The sequence below is a fragment of the Ensifer adhaerens genome (assembly GCF_000697965.2).
Lineage (GTDB): Bacteria > Pseudomonadota > Alphaproteobacteria > Rhizobiales > Rhizobiaceae > Ensifer > Ensifer adhaerens.
Window position 1 is genome coordinate 833,260 of sequence record NZ_CP015880.1, and the last position, 15,582, is coordinate 848,841.

Genomic DNA, 15,582 nt, shown 5'->3' on the forward strand with positions numbered 1-15,582 from the left:
TCGCTAAAGGGTTTTCTTAATGCTTTGTTAATTTTCTGCGGGGGTCTGCGGCGATTTTGTGTCGTTTCAGCAACAGGCCTCGGCGAAGGGCGATGCAAAGGACGTGAACTCGCTAGTTGGACGTTGCGCCGGTGATCCGGTCTTGTATTTTCAACTCCGGAAGCAAGGGCGGTTGATCGTCCGACTTCTTGAACGTTGGGGATGGGGCAGGGAAAGCTGTCCTTCAGCAAAATACCCAGACCCGTTTGAAACTTTTGACTGGAGGTCAGAAATGAACATCAAGAGCCTTCTTCTCGGCTCCGCTGCAGCTCTCGCAGCAGTTTCCGGCGCTCAGGCAGCCGACGCTATCGTCGCAGCAGAGCCGGAGCCCATGGAATACGTTCGCGTTTGCGACGCTTTCGGCACTGGCTACTTCTACATCCCGGGCACCGAAACCTGCCTCAAGATCGGCGGCTTCATCCGTGTTCAGGGTTCGTTCGGTGAAGACGCTGCTGACAGCCGTTACAACCAGGGCAACCTGGGCGGTCAGTCCACGTCGGACTGGGACGTTTTCTCCCGCGCTTACATCTCGTTTGACGCCAAGAGCGACACCGAGTACGGCACGCTCACCGGCTTCTTCGCTGCTGAGTTCAACGCTGACAACGACACCGACATCGGCGACAGCTTCATCGACGTTGACGAAGCCTACATCCAGCTCGGTGGCCTCAAGGCCGGCTTCTTCTACAACTGGTGGGATAAGGGCCTGAACGGCGAAACCGACTCGCTCGGCAACTTCACCGAATTCAACTCGATCGCCTACCTCTACGACGGCGGTTCGTTCCAGGCCGGTCTCTCGGTTGACGAACTCGAAGGCACCTCGACCAAGTCGAACGGTGTTGGCGTTTCCGGTATCGTTTCGGCTTCGCTCGGCGGCGTTTCCTTCGACCTGCTCGGCGGTTACGACTCTGAACTCGAAGAAGGCGCAATCCGCGCTCTGCTCTCGGCTGACCTCGGCCCGGGCGTCTTCCAGGTTGCTGGTATCTGGGCTTCGAACCCGAACGCTTACTGGGAAAAGTCTGAGTGGACCGTTGCTGCGTCGTACCGCTTCAACGCGACCGACAAGCTGGCCATCACCCCCGGCGTTCAGTACTTCGACAACCTGAGCCACGGCTCGCTCACCGACTTCAGCGGTGACGACGCATGGCGCGCTGGCGTCACGCTCGACTACAAGATCACCGAAGGTCTCGCGACCCGCGTGTCGGTTCAGTACGAAGATGCTGACGGCGAACAGGATCAGGTATTCGGCTTCGTCCGCCTGCAGCGCGACTTCTAAGATCGTCTGACCTCGGTCAGAAGAGAGAAACCCGGCTTTCGAGCCGGGTTTTTTCGTTTTGGTATGGCACCATGAATTTTGGTCCTGCACTTGCATCATCGTGCTTGAGGAGATCAGGGAGTAAAGACCGCGTCGGCGCGGCTTCCTTGGGTCAGCGCGAGCGCGCGAGGTCGTTTAGAAATGCGGTGATGGCGTCGCGTGGACCGTCCAGATGAAGCAGCGGCGCATGGCCCTGGCCAGGCGCGATGAAGGCGGTCATCGCATTATGTCGTCGGCGCATTTCGCGCACTGTCGTCTCTGAAAGAAGCCGCGAATGCTCGCCCCTGACGATCATCAGGGAGACTTGGCTCATGGCGTCAAAGGGTGTCCACAGATCGGGCAATGGTGTTTCGCGTGTCAATCCGCGCAGGGACTGCGCGATTGCTGGATCGAAATCGGGAACCGGGATGCCGTCCTCGTCGCGAAAAATCGCTTTGGCCATGTCCGACCAGTCGCCGTCGCTTAAGACTGGAAAGTCGCCGCCGTGCAGTGTCCTCAGGTAGCCGGGTGCCTTCGCCCAGCTTGGCGAAGCGGCGCTGGAGTTGAGGTAATCCCGGATCGCAAGCAGACCTTCAATTTCGATCACAGGCCCGATATCGTTGAGCACTGCGGCTGCAATCAACGAAGGGGCGCGATCGACGAGGTTGTGGAGGATCAGGCCACCTCGCGATGTGCCGATAAAGATTGCTTTTTCGACCGCAAAGTGAGCGCAGGCCGTTATCACATCGGTCGTTTCGACGGCCACCGTGTAGTGGCTCTTATCGGCGTCGCGTTCCGAGTTGCCGCGCCCCCGATAATCCAGTGCGATGACGGGAATGCCCCGTGACGTCGAAAGAAAGCTTGCGAGTTCGTGAAAGTCCCGGCTGTTGCGGGTGAGGCCTGGCAGGCAAATGATCGGTGTTGCCGCGGATGGCGAAGGGGGAGGGCCGTAGCTTCTTGCGTAGAGCAGCAGCCCATCGGAACTACGGAAGTTATGCTCGTGGAATATGCCTTGGCCCATGCTGCTCCCTCTCGGACAGCTAAAATCTATCCGTTTGAAGGTGAGGGGCAAGTTGTTCGGGCCGACATAGCTGTTCGGCGGCCCGAGCGTGGCTGGCGATATCCAACAGATGTGACTTTTCCCCTTGCGTTGGCAGCGTTCTGCTCAACAACTTTTTAGCTCAATAGGGCGAGCTACATTGGCGTCGCGGGCCGCCATAGGGCTGATAGCTGTTGTCCCAGGCCCTATAGGAACGATAGCGCGCATAGCACCAACGCTGGTGTGCATTGCCGCTGACGGCTCTTGGTCCGTTGTAGTATCTCGGGTTGTTGTAATATCGCGGTTGGCTCAACAGACCGCCGATGATCGCGCCTGCGGCCAGTCCGCCGATCACCGCCCCGACGTCGTTGTCGTCGTGGTCATAGTGGCGGCGATATCGATCCCGATAGTACCTGTCGCGGTAATACCCGCTGCGATTATAGTCGCGGTAGTCGCGATCCCGATAATAGCCATGTCGCCCGCGAAGTTCGCAATAGGGAACGGCGCAACTGGATCGGCTCTTGCGTTCTTCGCCGCGCTCGTAGGAGAATTGAACCTGTTGGACATTGGTCGTCGCGGAGACGATTGGCGGAGCGCTCGGGAACGCGCCGGCGGGCGGCACGCTGCTCAAGGCGCTCGCCAGCGAAAGGGCGACGATTGTCAAGGTCTTCATAACGTTCACCATTTCCTTCGGAAAAGTCTGGCTTTAGAAAGGAAATGGTTGAAGGCGCGGTTTGTGCCGTTGACGCTGATCACAATTATTTGATCGCGGCTGAGGCCGGCTATTGCCGTCCCATTCTCAGGTCTTCGACGATATCGGCTTTTTGCCCGAGCCTCGATTTGTAGACCTGATAGTTCTCCATCACCCGTTGGACATAGTTGCGCGTTTCCTGAAACGGAATGCGTTCGATCCAATCGACGACTTCGTCGATCGGCTTGCCGCGCGGGTCGCCGTAGCGGTCGAGCCATTCCGGAACGCGGCGCGGGCCGGCATTGTAGGCGATAAAGGTGAGGATGTAGGAGCCGCCGAAACTGCTGATCTGTTCGCCGAGATAGTGGGCGCCGAGCGTGGCGTTGTAGCCGGCGTCGCTCGTCAGCCGGTCCTGCGAGTAGGCAAGGCCGTAGCGGCTAGCGACGCCCTTGGCCGTTCCCGGCATCAACTGCAACAGACCGCGGGCGTTGGCGGTGGAGATGGCGCCCGGGTTGAAGGCGCTTTCCTGGCGCGCGATCGCATAGGCGAGTGCCTTGCCGGACCCGTCGATATTGGCGCTTGACGGGATCACGCCCACGGGAAACGCAAGCGCTGCAACATCGATTCCGCGGCCAAAGGCAATCTTGCCGACCTGGAGCGAGAGCTGGTGATTGCCGGTTTTTTCCGCTCGGGCGGAAAGCAGCGCCAGTTCGCCGGGGCTCGTCAGTTCGTCGGCAAGCGCCCGGTAGATGCTGTCGGCGCGCCAGGTGTGGCCTGTGCCTTCAAGCCGAGTGATGGCGCGCACCGCTTCGCGGTTTTCGAACCGTGATCGGTCCTCTGCCGTCGGGGCGGGGTAGGCGACGTTCAGCGTCTTGCGACCCAGCCGGGCGGCTGCGAGTTGCCCGTAGAATGTTCCGGGGTAGCGGGCTGCGTTTGCGAAATATTCGTTGGCGTCACCCGGTCCGCCGGCCTCGGCCGAGCGCCCAAGCCAGTACCAAGCGCGCGAAGCGGAGAGGGGACGGCTCGACACTTCCAGAATGCGGCGGAAGTGACGCGCTGCGGTCGCCGGGTCCTCCATGCCGCGCAGGGCATACCACCCGGCATGAAACTCGGCGTCGATAATATCGGTCGCCTCGGTCGCGAGATGGCCGGCGGCGATCCGATAGGCGCCTCGAAAATCGCCGCTGTCGAGCAGCCCGCGGCTGACGACGCGTTGCTCGACCCACCATTCGCCAGGGTTGACCAGGGCGCCCTTGTCCTTGGGCATGCGCGCAAGGAGCTTCGCTGCTTCCTCGTATTTCTTCTGTTTGCGCAGGTACTCGATCTGAATGAAGAGATAGGCTGCGTCCTTGCGCCAGGCGGGATCGACCGCTGCGATGAGGGCCGGCGCCTTGTCGCTGCCACGGCTGACCGCCGCCCAGGCGCGATAAAGCGATTGAGCTTTTCCAAGGTCGCCGAACCGTTCGGCCTGCTCGGCGCGGTTGCGATAGAGAAGCAGCACCATGCGGCGCTGATGATTGTCTGTGGTCAAGAGGCCGGAAAACTCGTCAAGGATCTTGGTCTCGATGTCCTTGTCGAGCGTGTCGCGTTGCCAGATCGCACGCAGGTTCTTGGCGGCTATGTCGGCTTTTCCGGTGGCGACGAGAGCACGCGCAAGAATGAGGGAGCCTTCCGTCGTTTCCGGCTGCGTGTTGCCGAAGGCGGCGAGTACATCGGCTGCCGGCGGGTTCTCTCGATAGAGCGCTCGCTCGGAGTTGGCGCGCAGCGATTTCAGCCCCGGCCATCCCTGCAATTCCCGTTGGGCATCGGCGATTTCAAAGGAAGGTACGCCCCGCTGGCCGGAAACGGCGATCGCCCAGGTCAATATGTGCCGGTCGAGCGTGCCTTCGGTCATCGCGTCGCGTACGGCAATCGCTGCGGCCGGCTGCTTGTTGGACAGAGCATCGAGCCCCGTCTTGAGATCGCTGCTGACGGGTCCGGCAGCCGTCGCTATGGCATTCGTGGTTTCGCTCGCGGCAATGGGGGCCGCCTTGTCCAAGAGCGCGGGCTTGCGTGTCGGAACCGGTATGCGGTCAAGGGTTTCTGCGTTGCCCGTTGGCGCTGCCAGAAGCACCGCGCCGATGATGGCGGCGACAGGCAGATATATTGACCCGCGCATCAAGAACCCCGTGTTCCCCGTGTCCAACATTCATCCGCCGCCAGATTGCCCGATGACAAGACGGGCGGCCAGTATCGATCGTAACAATTGCGCCAAACCCGCTCTCGCCCTGGTTGGGCGGTCGTGATTATGCAGGCCAAACATCAAGCTTTTGCATGAAAACCGGCGTGAAATGCCGTGTTACAACGCTTGCCGCAGCCACCTCACATGATTATGGTGCGGCAGTTTTTTAACCGTCGATTACGGCCAAAGCATGAGTGCAGACTTCGCTTTTACGCCGTCAGGAGTTGTGCATGTTCAAGGGTTCCATTCCCGCTCTCGTAACACCGTTCACCGCCACCGGCGCGGTGGATGCGGATGGTTTCGTCGCGCATGTGGAATGGCAGATAAAAGAAGGCAGCCATGGCTTGGTGCCCGTTGGCACCACCGGCGAGTCTCCGACCCTTTCACATGATGAGCACAAGAAGGTGGTCGAGCTCTGCATCGAAGCGGCTGCCAAGCGCGTGCCTGTTATCGCCGGCGCCGGCTCCAACAACACGACGGAAGCGATCGAGCTTGCACAGCACGCCGAAAAGGCTGGCGCGGATGCGATCCTCGTGGTTACGCCCTACTACAACAAGCCGACGCAGAAGGGCCTCTTCGCGCACTATGCCGCGATCGCCGAGAGCGTGAAGCTGCCGATCGTCATCTACAACATCCCCGGCCGCTCGGTCGTGGATATGAGTGTCGAGACCATGGCGGCGCTCAGCAAGGCTTACGCCAACATCATCGGCGTCAAGGATGCCACCGGCAAGATCGAGCGCGTCTCCGAGCAGCGCATGGCCTGTGGTCCGGAGTTCGTCCAGCTTTCGGGCGAAGACGCAACCGCGCTCGGCTTCAACGCCCATGGCGGCGTTGGTTGCATTTCGGTCACGGCAAACGTTGCGCCACGCCTTTGCGCCGAGTTCCAGCAAGCGACGCTTGCCGGCGATTATGCCAAGGCGCTTGCCTATCAGGACAAGTTGATGCCGTTGCACAAGGCGATCTTCATGGAGCCGGGTCTCTGCGGCGCCAAGTATGCGTTGAACCGCCTCGGCCGTATGAGCCGCACCGTGCGCTCGCCGCTGTTGCCGACGCTCGAGCCGGCAACCGAGTCTGCGATCGATGCAGCACTCAGACATGCAGGATTGACGAACTGATGGCACCCAAAGGAAGCCAGCGCACGGTCAACAAGGTTGTGGCGGAAAACCGTAAGGCCCGCTTCAACTACGAGATCGTCGACACCTACGAGGCCGGTCTGGTTTTGACCGGCACCGAGGTCAAGTCGTTGCGCGAAGGCAAGGCCAACATTGCCGAATCCTATGCGACGGACGAGGGCGGCGAGATCTGGCTGATCAACTCCTATCTGCCGGAATATCTGCAGGCGAACCGTTTCAATCATGAAACGCGGCGGCGGCGGAAACTGCTCCTGTCGAAGCGCGAGGTCAACCGGTTGCAGGGCGCCGTCAACCGCGAAGGCATGTCGCTGATCCCGCTGAAGATCTACTTCAACGATCGCGGCCGCGCCAAGTTGGAGCTGGCGCTCGGCAAGGGCAAGAAGCTGCACGACAAGCGGGAGAGCTCGAAAGAACGCGACTGGAACCGGCAGAAAAGCCGCCTGCTGAAGGACCGCGGCTAAGAAAAATCGCTTTGCGTTGCATCCGACAAAGACGGCCGATGCAACGCAGCTGTCGGCCACGGCGCGCTGAAAGCCCTGCCTGCAATTCTTGATATTTATTGAGAGAACTCAACGATCGACGCCGTTGACGCGGAGTGGTTCAAGCGGCGCTCGCGCAATCGCGATCACGCGCCTTGCGTTCGAATGAACGCCTCAGATCTCGACCGGATCGGCCACCGGCTCGGTGTTGTGTCGCGGGGTACGTTCGGACGGTTCGCGGCCGATTTCGGCACGCAGCGTCGCAAGATCGATAAAGTGGTCGGCCTGGCGGCGCAGGTCGTCGGCAATCATGGGCGGCTGCGTCGACATGGTCGAAACGACAGAAACCTTGCGCCCCCTGCGCTGCAGGGCTTCAACCAGCGTGGTGAAATCGCCATCGCCGGAGAAGATGACGAGGTGATCGACGGTTTCGGACTGTTCCATGGCATCGATCGCCAGTTCGATATCCATATTGCCCTTGATCTTGCGGCGGCCGAGCGAGTCGGTGAATTCCTTGGCCGGCTTCGTCACGACCTTGTAACCGTTATAGTCTAGCCAATCGATGAGCGGGCGGATTGAAGAGTATTCCTGATCCTCGATGAGGGCCGTGTAGTAGTAGGCGCGCAGCAGATAGCCGCGCTTCTGGAATGCTTTCAGGAGCTTACGATAGTCGATGTCGAAGCCGAGGCTTTTCGATGCCGCATAAAGATTCGCGCCGTCGATAAAGAGTGCGATTTTTTCGCGGGGGTCGAACATCGTCTTTCCTTTTTCAATCGCGGCGCATCAAAGGCCGCCTGCCGGCGGGTGCGCAAAAGTAAGTCGATTACATTAATAATTGCTGATATGGCAAATAATGTAGCTTATGTATTGCATTATTCCAGCCGCGCGCTCGCGAATATAGCTAGTTTTAGCAGTTGCTATAGATCGTCCACATCTCTGGGTCGCTTTTTCCATCAGGGGCTTTATTTATGGCCAGAAAATACAACCGTAATGTGTGAGCGACGTCTCCAACTCATTCGCATCTCATTTTATCACGAAGTGTGACGTTACGTGAGCGTCCCTTGAAGGAAAAACTTGAACTTGCCTTGTTTTGATTGTATCCGGGCGCTTAATTCCAGAAATCGGACCCGATGAGGCGCCGTCAGGCGACTGCTCCGGTTTCGTGTTGTCAATCCGTGCAGCGGCGATGCCGCCGCGCTTCGAGCCCAAAAGGACAGGCAATGGCCCGCGTCACCGTCGAAGATTGCATCGACAAGGTCGATAACCGTTTCGAACTCGTTCTGCTTGCCAGCCACCGCGCGCGCCTGATTTCTCAGGGCGCCGCCATCACCATCGATCGCGACAACGACAAAAACCCCGTCGTCGCGCTCCGCGAGATTGCAGACGAGACCCTGTCTCCCGGCGACCTCAAGGAAGACCTGATCCACTCGCTGCAGAAGCATGTCGAAGTGGACGAGCCCGAGCCCGATCCGGCTTCGCTGCTTCAGACCGATGCCGAGACGACGTTTACCGAAGTCGCCGAAGACGAAGATCAGCCGGAAGCCATCACCTTCGACCGCATGTCGGAAGAAGAGCTGCTTGCCGGTATCGAAGGTCTGGTGCCGCCGGAAAAGAGCGACGACTACTGAGATCCGTCGCGGAACGCCCGTTCCCACGTGTTTTCAAAGCAGTGCGCCACTCGTATGATTGGCGCACTTTTTTATTGATTTCTTCTAGAGCGAGAAAAGGAAACTGTTTGCGGTTTTCCGCCCGCATCCCGCTCTAAATTAGGAGAACGATCACGTTTATGATTTTAGGTCGATGGGACCTGAAATCATCATGATCTAGAGGATCGCCAGCGAATGATGCGCCAATACGAGCTCGTTGAGCGCGTGCAGAAGTACAAGCCCGACGTCAATGAAGCCTTGCTCAACAAGGCTTACGTCTATGCGATGCAGAAGCATGGCCAGCAGAAGCGGGCAAGCGGCGATCCCTACATATCCCATCCTCTGGAGGTGGCGGCGATCCTGACCGAGATGCGTCTCGACGAGTCGACCATCGCCGTTGCTCTTCTGCACGACACGATCGAGGACACGACGGCCACACGGCAGGAAATCGACGATCTCTTCGGCGAGGATATCGGCGCGCTCGTCGAAGGACTGACGAAGATCAAGAAGCTCGATCTCGTCACCAAGAAGGCCAAGCAGGCGGAGAACCTGCGCAAGCTGCTGCTCGCCATTTCGGACGATGTGCGGGTTTTGCTTGTGAAGCTCGCCGACCGGCTGCACAACATGCGCACGCTCGACCACATGTCGGCGGAAAAGCGCGCCCGCATCTCCGAAGAGACCATGGATATCTACGCGCCGCTCGCCGGCCGCATGGGTATGCAAGACATGCGTGAGGAGCTCGAAAACCTCTCGTTCCGCCATATCAATCCCGAGGCCTTCGAAACGGTCACCCGGCGACTGGAGGAATTGTCCGAGCGCAACGAGGGCCTGATCAAGAAGATCGAGGACGAGCTTCGCGAGCTGCTTCAGGCCGAGGGCCTGAAGGCAGCGCAGGTGAAGGGTCGGCAGAAGAAGCCCTATTCGGTCTTCCGCAAGATGCAGTCGAAGTCGCTGTCCTTCGAGCAGCTGTCCGACGTCTGGGGCTTCCGCATCATCGTCGACGATATCCCGTCCTGCTACCGGGCGCTCGGCATCGTCCATACGCGCTGGCGCGTCGTCCCGGGCCGCTTCAAGGATTACATCTCGACACCGAAGCAGAACGACTACCAGTCGATCCACACCACCATCGTCGGCCCTTCCCGCCAGCGCATCGAGCTACAGATCCGCACCCGACGCATGAACGACATCGCCGAATACGGTATCGCGGCGCACTCGCTCTACAAGGACAGGGAGGGCAAGGAGGGTGCGTCGGCAGATGCGGCCCTGTCGCCGACGTCGAACGCCTATTCCTGGCTCCGGCGCACGATCGAATCGCTCGCGGAAGGCGACAACCCGGAAGAGTTCCTGGAGCACACCAAGCTCGAACTTTTCCAGGATCAGGTATTCTGCTTCACGCCCAAGGGCCAGTTGATCGCACTGCCGCGCGGCGCGACGCCAATCGACTTTGCCTATGCCGTTCACACAAATATTGGCGACACCTGCGTCGGCGCCAAGATCAACGGCCGTATCATGCCGCTGGTCACCCGCCTCAATAATGGCGACGAAGTGGAGATCATCCGCTCGGGCATCCAGGTGCCGCCGCCGGCCTGGGAAGAAATCGTCGTTACCGGCAAGGCGCGCTCGGCGATCCGCCGCGCGACGCGTGCGGCCATCCGCAAGCAATATGCCGGCCTCGGCTATCGCATTCTTGAGCGCACCTTCGAGCGCGCCGGCAAGAGCTTTTCGCGCGAGGCGCTGAAGCCGGCGCTGCATCGGCTCGGTCAGAAGGAAGTCGAGGACGCCATCGCCTCCGTTGGCCGTGGCGAGCTTTCCTCGCTCGACGTGCTGCGTGCGGTCTTCCCGGATCATCAGGACGAGCGGGTCACGGTGAAGCCCAGTGCCGACGACGGCTGGTTCAATATGCGCAGTGCCGCCGGCATGGTGTTCAAGTTGCCGGGCCGCGGCAAGGATGCCAACGGTGTCGCCCAGGTCGAGGGGCCGGAGGCCCTGCCGATCCGCGGTCTCTCGGGCAATGCCGAGGTTCATTTCAGCCCGGCCGGGGCCATCCCGGGCGACCGCATCGTCGGCATCATGGAGAAGGACAAGGGGATCACCATCTACCCGATCCAGTCGCCGATCCTGCAGAAGTTCGATGACGAGCCGGAGCGCTGGATCGACGTGCGCTGGGATCTGGACGAGGCCAACAGCAGCCGCTTCATCGCCCGCATCGCGATCAGCGCCCTGAACGAGCCGGGGACGCTGGCCGAGGTGGCTCAGGCGATCGCCACCAGCGACGTCAACATCCGGACTTTGTCGATGGGGCGCGTGGCTGCGGACTTCAGCGAACTGCAGTTCGACCTCGAAGTCTGGGACCTGCGCCAGCTCAACCACCTGATCACGCAGCTCAAGGAATTGCCGAGCGTGTCCATGGTGAAGCGCCTGTTCGAATGAGCCGACTGGCCGCGCCTTGCGCAAATGCCTGCAAAACAGGCAGCCTGCGCGGGGCGAAATGGCAAGCCATGCCATCAGCGCATGGCTGCCGCTATTTCCTGTGTCTGGTGGAACAGGGACCTCTAAACTATCTTCTCGGTCGGGAGGTAAACAAAGAGGTTTGCCATGTTTAGTCAGTTGAAGAAGATCACCCGCGCTCTGCGCGTCCCCACTCAGGAAGAGCGCGAGCTCGCCTATCTCAATAACTCGGTCGACCGTATCGACCTCGAGTACCGCCAGCGCCAGATCGATCGCGGCCTGTTCCGTAACTACTAAGCCCGCTGCGTCCCGTCTTCTGGCGGGATGCCGAGCCATGCGTTCGGTGGATGGCTCGCCTGCGACATGCGCGCGGCGCCTGTGCGGGTTGCAAGCGACAGGCAGGACGCCTATCTTGCGGCCAGAAAACAGGCGGACGCGCGGTCTTGTGCCGGCTGACGGCTTCAAGACGCGGTCATGACGGCATATGTTATTCAGGCGCAGAAAACCGGTTACGATTTCCGAAAGGCTGCGGTCCCTCGTTTGGCCGCGCAAGGGTTTTGCACGCGGCCTGCGTTATGTGACGCTGCGTGTGTTGCGCCTTTCATCGACACCGCATTCGATTGCCGTCGGCGTGGCGGCGGGTGCCGCTTCGTCCTTCACGCCGTTTTTCGGTCTGCACATCCTTATAGCGGTTGCGCTCGCTTTCCTGTTCTCGGGCAATCTCGTGGCGGCGGCGATCACGACCGCGCTCGCCAATCCCGTCACGATCCCGATGATCCTGACGGCGTCCTACGAACTCGGGACGGCAATCCTCGGCGTCGAGAGCGCACACGCTGCGAGCTCGGCCGACGTCATGCGCATGGTCGAGCACCTCGACCTTCCGGCCCTTTGGGGTCCGGTGTTCAAGCCGATGCTGGTCGGCTCATTGCCGCTCGCGGCAGGCGGCGCCGTCCTTTCCTATATTGCGGCCTACCAGGCGGCCCGGCTCTTCCAAAAGCGCCGCCGGGCACGCACCAAAGAGCTCGGATCCTCTTCATGATCATAGGCATAGGCAGCGATCTGATCGATATCAGGCGGATCGAAAACTCGCTTTCCCGCTTCGGCGAGCGCTTCGTTCAGCGCTGTTTCACCGAAATCGAGATCGCCAAGTCCGAAGGGCGGAAGAACCGCGCGGCATCCTACGCCAAGCGCTTCGCCGCCAAGGAAGCCTGTTCCAAGGCGCTCGGCACAGGCCTCGCGCAGGGCGTCTTCTGGAAGGACATGGGGGTCATCAATTTGCCGGGCGGCAAGCCGACAATGAACCTGACCGGCGGTGCCGCCGCGCGTCTGGAGCAGATGTTGCCGCCGCATCATCGCGCCGCCATTCATCTGACGATTACCGATGATTTTCCACTGGCCCAGGCCTTCGTGATTATCGAGGCGCTGCCCGTTGCCCCGATTGAGGGAACGGTTTAGAGCATTCCGCTGGAAAAACCGGCCCTGACCGATTGAAGGGGCGGCGGTTTGCAGCATATGAGACCGGGATTGCGCGCAGTCCAAAGCCGGACCGAGAGTACGGACAAAAGTTGAGAGCAGGCCCGCGCGGGCGTTGCGATGATAAAGGAACACAGTAGCGTGGCAGAAAAGACAGAAGCGAAGCAGAGCGGCCTCTGGGAGAACGTGAAGGTCGTCATCCAGGCATTGCTGCTGGCCTTGGTCATCCGTACGGTTCTCTTTCAGCCCTTCACCATTCCGTCCGGCTCGATGATGCCGACGCTGCTGGTTGGCGACTACATCTTCGTCAACAAGTTCGCCTACGGCTTCTCCAAGTACTCGCTGCCGCTTTCGCCCGATCTGTTCTCCGGCCGCATCTTCGCAAGTGAGCCGAAGCGCGGCGATATCGTCGTCTTTCGCTTCCCGCCGAACCCGGATATCGACTACATCAAGCGCCTCGTCGGCCTGCCGGGCGACCGCATCCAGGTGCGCAACAGCACCCTCTACATCAACGACAAGCCGGTCGAGCGCACGCCGGATGGCGGCTTCCGCGCCGACGACCAGTACGACACCGGCGGCGACGTTCCGGTTTTCCGCGAAACGATGGACAATGGCGTCTCCTATGACACGCTTGACCAGTTCCCGGATGCGCGCGGCGACAATACCCGCGAATTCATCGTGCCCGCCGGCCATTACTTCATGATGGGCGACAACCGCGACAACTCGGCTGACAGCCGCTTCGACGTCGGCTTCGTGCCTGCCGAAAACCTCGTCGGCCGCGCCAGCATGATCTTCTTCTCGCTCGGTCACGACACCTCGTTCCGCGAAGTGTGGAAGTGGCCGACGAACCTGCGCTACGACCGTCTGTTCAAGGCGGTCGAATGATGAAGTCGCGGTCGCTGGGCGCGGAGGATCGGGTAAAGCTTGAGGCCGTGATCGGTTATCAGTTCACGGAGAAGGAGCGCCTTGATCGGGCGCTCACCCATTCCAGCGCGCGAAGCGCCAAGGGTTCCAACTATCAGCGCCTCGAATTCCTGGGTGACCGGGTGCTCGGGCTTTGCGTGGCGGAGCTTCTGTTCCAGACCTTTCGCGATGCCAATGAGGGCGAGCTTTCGGTCCGACTAAACCAGCTCGTCAGCGCCGAAAGCTGCGCCAAGGTCGCCGACGACCTGGAGTTGCACCAATTCATCCGCACAGGCTCGGACGTCAAGAAGATAACCGGCAAGGCGATGATGAATGTGCGGGCGGATGTGGTAGAGTCGCTGATCGCCGCCATCTATCTCGACGGCGGTCTCGAAGCTGCCCGCGGCTTCGTGCTGCGCCATTGGAAAGATCGCGCGGTGCGTGCCGATGGGGCGCGCCGCGATGCAAAGACCGAATTGCAGGAATGGGCGCATGCCAAGTTCGGCATCGCGCCGGCCTACCGGACGGATGAGCGCTCCGGCCCCGACCACGACCCCCGCTTCACGGTAACCGTCGAAGTTACGGGTGTCGCGCCGGAGACCGGAACGGACAGATCCAAGCGCGGAGCCGAGCAGGTGGCCGCGACGAAATTGTTGGAACGCGAAGGCGTGTGGCGGAAGAGTTCCGCCGGAAATTGACGGAAAACATGACGGACATGGAAAAAGATACGGCCGCCGAAGGCGCGCCGACCCACTCGGGCTTCGTGGCGATGATCGGAGCGACCAACGCAGGCAAGTCGACCCTGGTCAACCGCCTCGTCGGTGCCAAGGTTTCGATCGTCAGCCACAAGGTGCAGACGACGCGCGCGATCGTGCGTGGCATTGCCATTCATGACAACGCCCAGATCGTTTTCATGGACACGCCCGGCATCTTCAAGCCGCGCCGCCGGCTCGACCGCGCCATGGTCACGACCGCCTGGGGCGGCGCCAAGGATGCGGACGTGATCATGTTCCTGATCGACAGCGAACGCGGCCTGAAGGGTGATGCGGAAGCGATCCTCGAGGGGCTGAAGGAAGTGCACCAGCCGAAGATCCTGGTGCTGAACAAGATCGACCAGGTGCGTCCCGAAGACCTCTTGAAGCTGGCGGCTGCCGCCAACGAGACGATCAAGTTCGAGCGCACCTTCATGATCTCGGCGCTGAACGGCTCGGGCTGCACGGATCTGATGGATTACCTGGCTGAGACGCTGCCGGAAGGCCCCTGGTACTATCCGGAAGACCAGATCTCCGATCTGCCGATGCGCCAGCTTGCCGCTGAAATCACCCGCGAAAAGCTCTTCTTGCGGCTGCACCAGGAACTTCCCTATGCCTCGCATGTCGAAACCGAGAAGTGGGAAGAGCGCAAGGACGGCTCGGTGCGCATCGAGCAGGTGATCTATGTCGAGCGCGAGAGCCAGAAGAAGATCGCGCTTGGCAAGGGCGGCGATGCGATCAAGGCGATCTCGACCGCATCGCGCAAGGAGATCTCCGAGATCCTTGAGCAGCCGGTGCACCTGTTCCTGTTCGTCAAGGTACGCGAAAACTGGGGCGACGACCCCGAGCGCTTCCGCGAAATGGGTCTGGAATTTCCGCGATAAGGCCGCACGCACACCGTTTGGTGTGATGTTTTACGGCACCCGTTGAAACGGGTGCCGTATCAAACGCAGGCGGCCTCAGGCGCCCGCTATCAGCTTTCCTTTTGCATCGAGAACCGGTTCGCCGTCCTCCTTCGAGAACGGGCCCTTGTGCGTGTCCGGCAGGATGTCGAGCACCCGTTCGGATGGACGGCAGAGCCGCGTTCCGATCGGCGTCACCACGAAGGGGCGGTTGATGAGGATCGGGTGGGCCATCATTGCGTCGATCAGCCGTTCGTCGCTGACCGTGGGCTCGCCAAGCCCGAGTTCCGCATAGGGCGTGCCTTTCTCGCGGAGTGCGTCCCGCACCGTCAGGCCGGCATCGGCAATCATCTTTTCCAGCGCCTGCCGCGACGGCGGGGCCTGCAGATACTCGATCACCGTCGGCTCGATACCGGCGTTGCGGATCATCGCCAGCGTGTTGCGCGAGGTGCCGCAGGCGGGGTTGTGGTAGATCGTGACGTTCATACGCTTGCCTTCCGCGGTGTTGAGACCGCCGTTGCGGCCAGCTTCGACGGTTGCTCAAAGCCATAGGGTCGAAGCTTGC

The 15,582-nt window shown here is 60.7% G+C and carries 16 protein-coding genes; 11 read left to right on the forward strand and 5 right to left on the reverse strand.

Annotation, left to right across the window (positions count from 1 at the left end; genetic code table 11):
• Positions 1-271: 271 nt before the first annotated feature.
• Positions 272-1,312 (forward strand): porin, encoded by a 1,041-nt coding sequence (locus FA04_RS03940; protein WP_034804167.1) that lies wholly within the window; start codon positions 272-274, stop codon positions 1,310-1,312.
• Positions 1,313-1,463: 151 nt separating this feature from the next.
• Here the strand turns inward: FA04_RS03940 and FA04_RS03945 are convergent, their stop codons facing one another.
• The 3 genes from FA04_RS03945 to FA04_RS03955 all read right to left on the reverse strand — a co-directional run bounded on the left by FA04_RS03945 (position 1,464) and on the right by FA04_RS03955 (position 5,218).
• Positions 1,464-2,351, reverse strand: coding sequence for an alpha/beta fold hydrolase (locus FA04_RS03945; protein WP_034804166.1), 888 nt, complete (start codon positions 2,349-2,351; stop codon positions 1,464-1,466).
• A 160-nt stretch (positions 2,352-2,511) separates the two neighbouring features.
• Positions 2,512-3,042 (reverse strand): BA14K family protein, encoded by a 531-nt coding sequence (locus FA04_RS34225; RefSeq protein WP_060644858.1) that lies wholly within the window; start codon positions 3,040-3,042, stop codon positions 2,512-2,514.
• A 109-nt stretch (positions 3,043-3,151) separates the two neighbouring features.
• A complete protein-coding gene (locus FA04_RS03955) occupies positions 3,152-5,218 on the reverse strand; it encodes a lytic transglycosylase domain-containing protein (protein ID WP_034804164.1) in 2,067 nt (688 codons plus the stop codon).
• 293 nt (positions 5,219-5,511) lie between these two features.
• On the opposite strand from FA04_RS03955, the gene dapA reads away from it, so the two are divergent.
• Both dapA and smpB read left to right on the forward strand, forming a co-directional pair.
• Positions 5,512-6,396, forward strand: coding sequence for a 4-hydroxy-tetrahydrodipicolinate synthase (gene dapA, locus FA04_RS03960; protein WP_034804162.1), 885 nt, complete (start codon positions 5,512-5,514; stop codon positions 6,394-6,396).
• A complete protein-coding gene (smpB, locus tag FA04_RS03965) occupies positions 6,396-6,875 on the forward strand; it encodes an SsrA-binding protein SmpB (protein WP_034804150.1) in 480 nt (159 codons plus the stop codon). The genes dapA and smpB overlap by 1 nt, the downstream gene beginning before the upstream one ends.
• A gap of 192 nt (positions 6,876-7,067) precedes the next feature.
• Here smpB and FA04_RS03970 read toward each other — a convergent pair whose 3' ends face one another.
• Positions 7,068-7,649, reverse strand: coding sequence for a LabA-like NYN domain-containing protein (locus FA04_RS03970; RefSeq protein ID WP_034804147.1), 582 nt, complete (start codon positions 7,647-7,649; stop codon positions 7,068-7,070).
• Positions 7,650-8,113: 464 nt separating this feature from the next.
• On the opposite strand from FA04_RS03970, the gene rpoZ reads away from it, so the two are divergent.
• The 8 genes from rpoZ (at position 8,114) to era (ending at position 14,999) form a co-directional block, all read left to right on the forward strand.
• A complete protein-coding gene (gene rpoZ, locus FA04_RS03975) occupies positions 8,114-8,521 on the forward strand; it encodes a DNA-directed RNA polymerase subunit omega (RefSeq protein ID WP_034804144.1) in 408 nt (135 codons plus the stop codon).
• A 213-nt stretch (positions 8,522-8,734) separates the two neighbouring features.
• A complete protein-coding gene (locus FA04_RS03980; protein ID WP_034804141.1) occupies positions 8,735-10,969 on the forward strand; it encodes a RelA/SpoT family protein in 2,235 nt (744 codons plus the stop codon).
• A gap of 165 nt (positions 10,970-11,134) precedes the next feature.
• The gene (locus FA04_RS03985) at positions 11,135-11,284 is read left to right on the forward strand and encodes a DUF3563 family protein (protein ID WP_064816984.1); all 150 of its coding nucleotides are present in this window, start codon (positions 11,135-11,137) and stop codon (positions 11,282-11,284) included.
• A 187-nt stretch (positions 11,285-11,471) separates the two neighbouring features.
• The gene (locus FA04_RS03990; protein ID WP_034804125.1) at positions 11,472-12,026 is read left to right on the forward strand and encodes a DUF2062 domain-containing protein; all 555 of its coding nucleotides are present in this window, start codon (positions 11,472-11,474) and stop codon (positions 12,024-12,026) included.
• Complete coding sequence (gene acpS, locus FA04_RS03995) at positions 12,023-12,442, forward strand: holo-ACP synthase (protein WP_034804122.1); 420 nt, start codon at positions 12,023-12,025, stop codon at positions 12,440-12,442. The genes FA04_RS03990 and acpS overlap by 4 nt, the downstream gene beginning before the upstream one ends.
• Before the next feature lie 159 nt (positions 12,443-12,601).
• On the forward strand, positions 12,602-13,345 hold the full coding sequence (gene lepB, locus FA04_RS04000; protein WP_034804110.1) for a signal peptidase I: 744 nt from the start codon (positions 12,602-12,604) through the stop codon (positions 13,343-13,345).
• Positions 13,345-14,061 (forward strand): ribonuclease III, encoded by a 717-nt coding sequence (rnc, locus tag FA04_RS04005; RefSeq protein ID WP_090294803.1) that lies wholly within the window; start codon positions 13,345-13,347, stop codon positions 14,059-14,061. The genes lepB and rnc overlap by 1 nt, the downstream gene beginning before the upstream one ends.
• An 8-nt stretch (positions 14,062-14,069) precedes the next feature.
• Positions 14,070-14,999, forward strand: a complete 930-nt coding sequence (gene era, locus FA04_RS04010; RefSeq protein ID WP_034804323.1) for a GTPase Era — start codon at positions 14,070-14,072, stop codon at positions 14,997-14,999.
• 75 nt (positions 15,000-15,074) lie between these two features.
• On the opposite strand, the gene arsC is transcribed toward era, so the two are convergent.
• Positions 15,075-15,503 (reverse strand): arsenate reductase (glutaredoxin), encoded by a 429-nt coding sequence (arsC, locus tag FA04_RS04015; protein ID WP_034804105.1) that lies wholly within the window; start codon positions 15,501-15,503, stop codon positions 15,075-15,077.
• Positions 15,504-15,582: the final 79 nt, after the last annotated feature.

Excerpts from the sequence above, each read along its gene's own strand:
- FA04_RS03940 (WP_034804167.1), top strand. The coding sequence starts at position 272 with ATGAACATCAAGAGCCTTCTTCTCGGCTCCGCTGCAGCTCTCGCAGCA.
- FA04_RS03945 (WP_034804166.1), bottom strand. The coding sequence starts at position 2,351 with ATGGGCCAAGGCATATTCCACGAGCATAACTTCCGTAGTTCCGATGGG.
- FA04_RS34225 (WP_060644858.1), bottom strand. The coding sequence starts at position 3,042 with ATGAAGACCTTGACAATCGTCGCCCTTTCGCTGGCGAGCGCCTTGAGC.
- FA04_RS03955 (WP_034804164.1), bottom strand. The coding sequence starts at position 5,218 with ATGCGCGGGTCAATATATCTGCCTGTCGCCGCCATCATCGGCGCGGTG.
- dapA (WP_034804162.1), top strand. The coding sequence starts at position 5,512 with ATGTTCAAGGGTTCCATTCCCGCTCTCGTAACACCGTTCACCGCCACC.
- smpB (WP_034804150.1), top strand. The coding sequence starts at position 6,396 with ATGGCACCCAAAGGAAGCCAGCGCACGGTCAACAAGGTTGTGGCGGAA.
- FA04_RS03970 (WP_034804147.1), bottom strand. The coding sequence starts at position 7,649 with ATGTTCGACCCCCGCGAAAAAATCGCACTCTTTATCGACGGCGCGAAT.
- rpoZ (WP_034804144.1), top strand. The coding sequence starts at position 8,114 with ATGGCCCGCGTCACCGTCGAAGATTGCATCGACAAGGTCGATAACCGT.
- FA04_RS03980 (WP_034804141.1), top strand. The coding sequence starts at position 8,735 with ATGATGCGCCAATACGAGCTCGTTGAGCGCGTGCAGAAGTACAAGCCC.
- FA04_RS03985 (WP_064816984.1), top strand. The coding sequence starts at position 11,135 with ATGTTTAGTCAGTTGAAGAAGATCACCCGCGCTCTGCGCGTCCCCACT.
- FA04_RS03990 (WP_034804125.1), top strand. The coding sequence starts at position 11,472 with ATGTTATTCAGGCGCAGAAAACCGGTTACGATTTCCGAAAGGCTGCGG.
- acpS (WP_034804122.1), top strand. The coding sequence starts at position 12,023 with ATGATCATAGGCATAGGCAGCGATCTGATCGATATCAGGCGGATCGAA.
- rnc (WP_090294803.1), top strand. The coding sequence starts at position 13,345 with ATGAAGTCGCGGTCGCTGGGCGCGGAGGATCGGGTAAAGCTTGAGGCC.
- era (WP_034804323.1), top strand. The coding sequence starts at position 14,070 with ATGACGGACATGGAAAAAGATACGGCCGCCGAAGGCGCGCCGACCCAC.
- arsC (WP_034804105.1), bottom strand. The coding sequence starts at position 15,503 with ATGAACGTCACGATCTACCACAACCCCGCCTGCGGCACCTCGCGCAAC.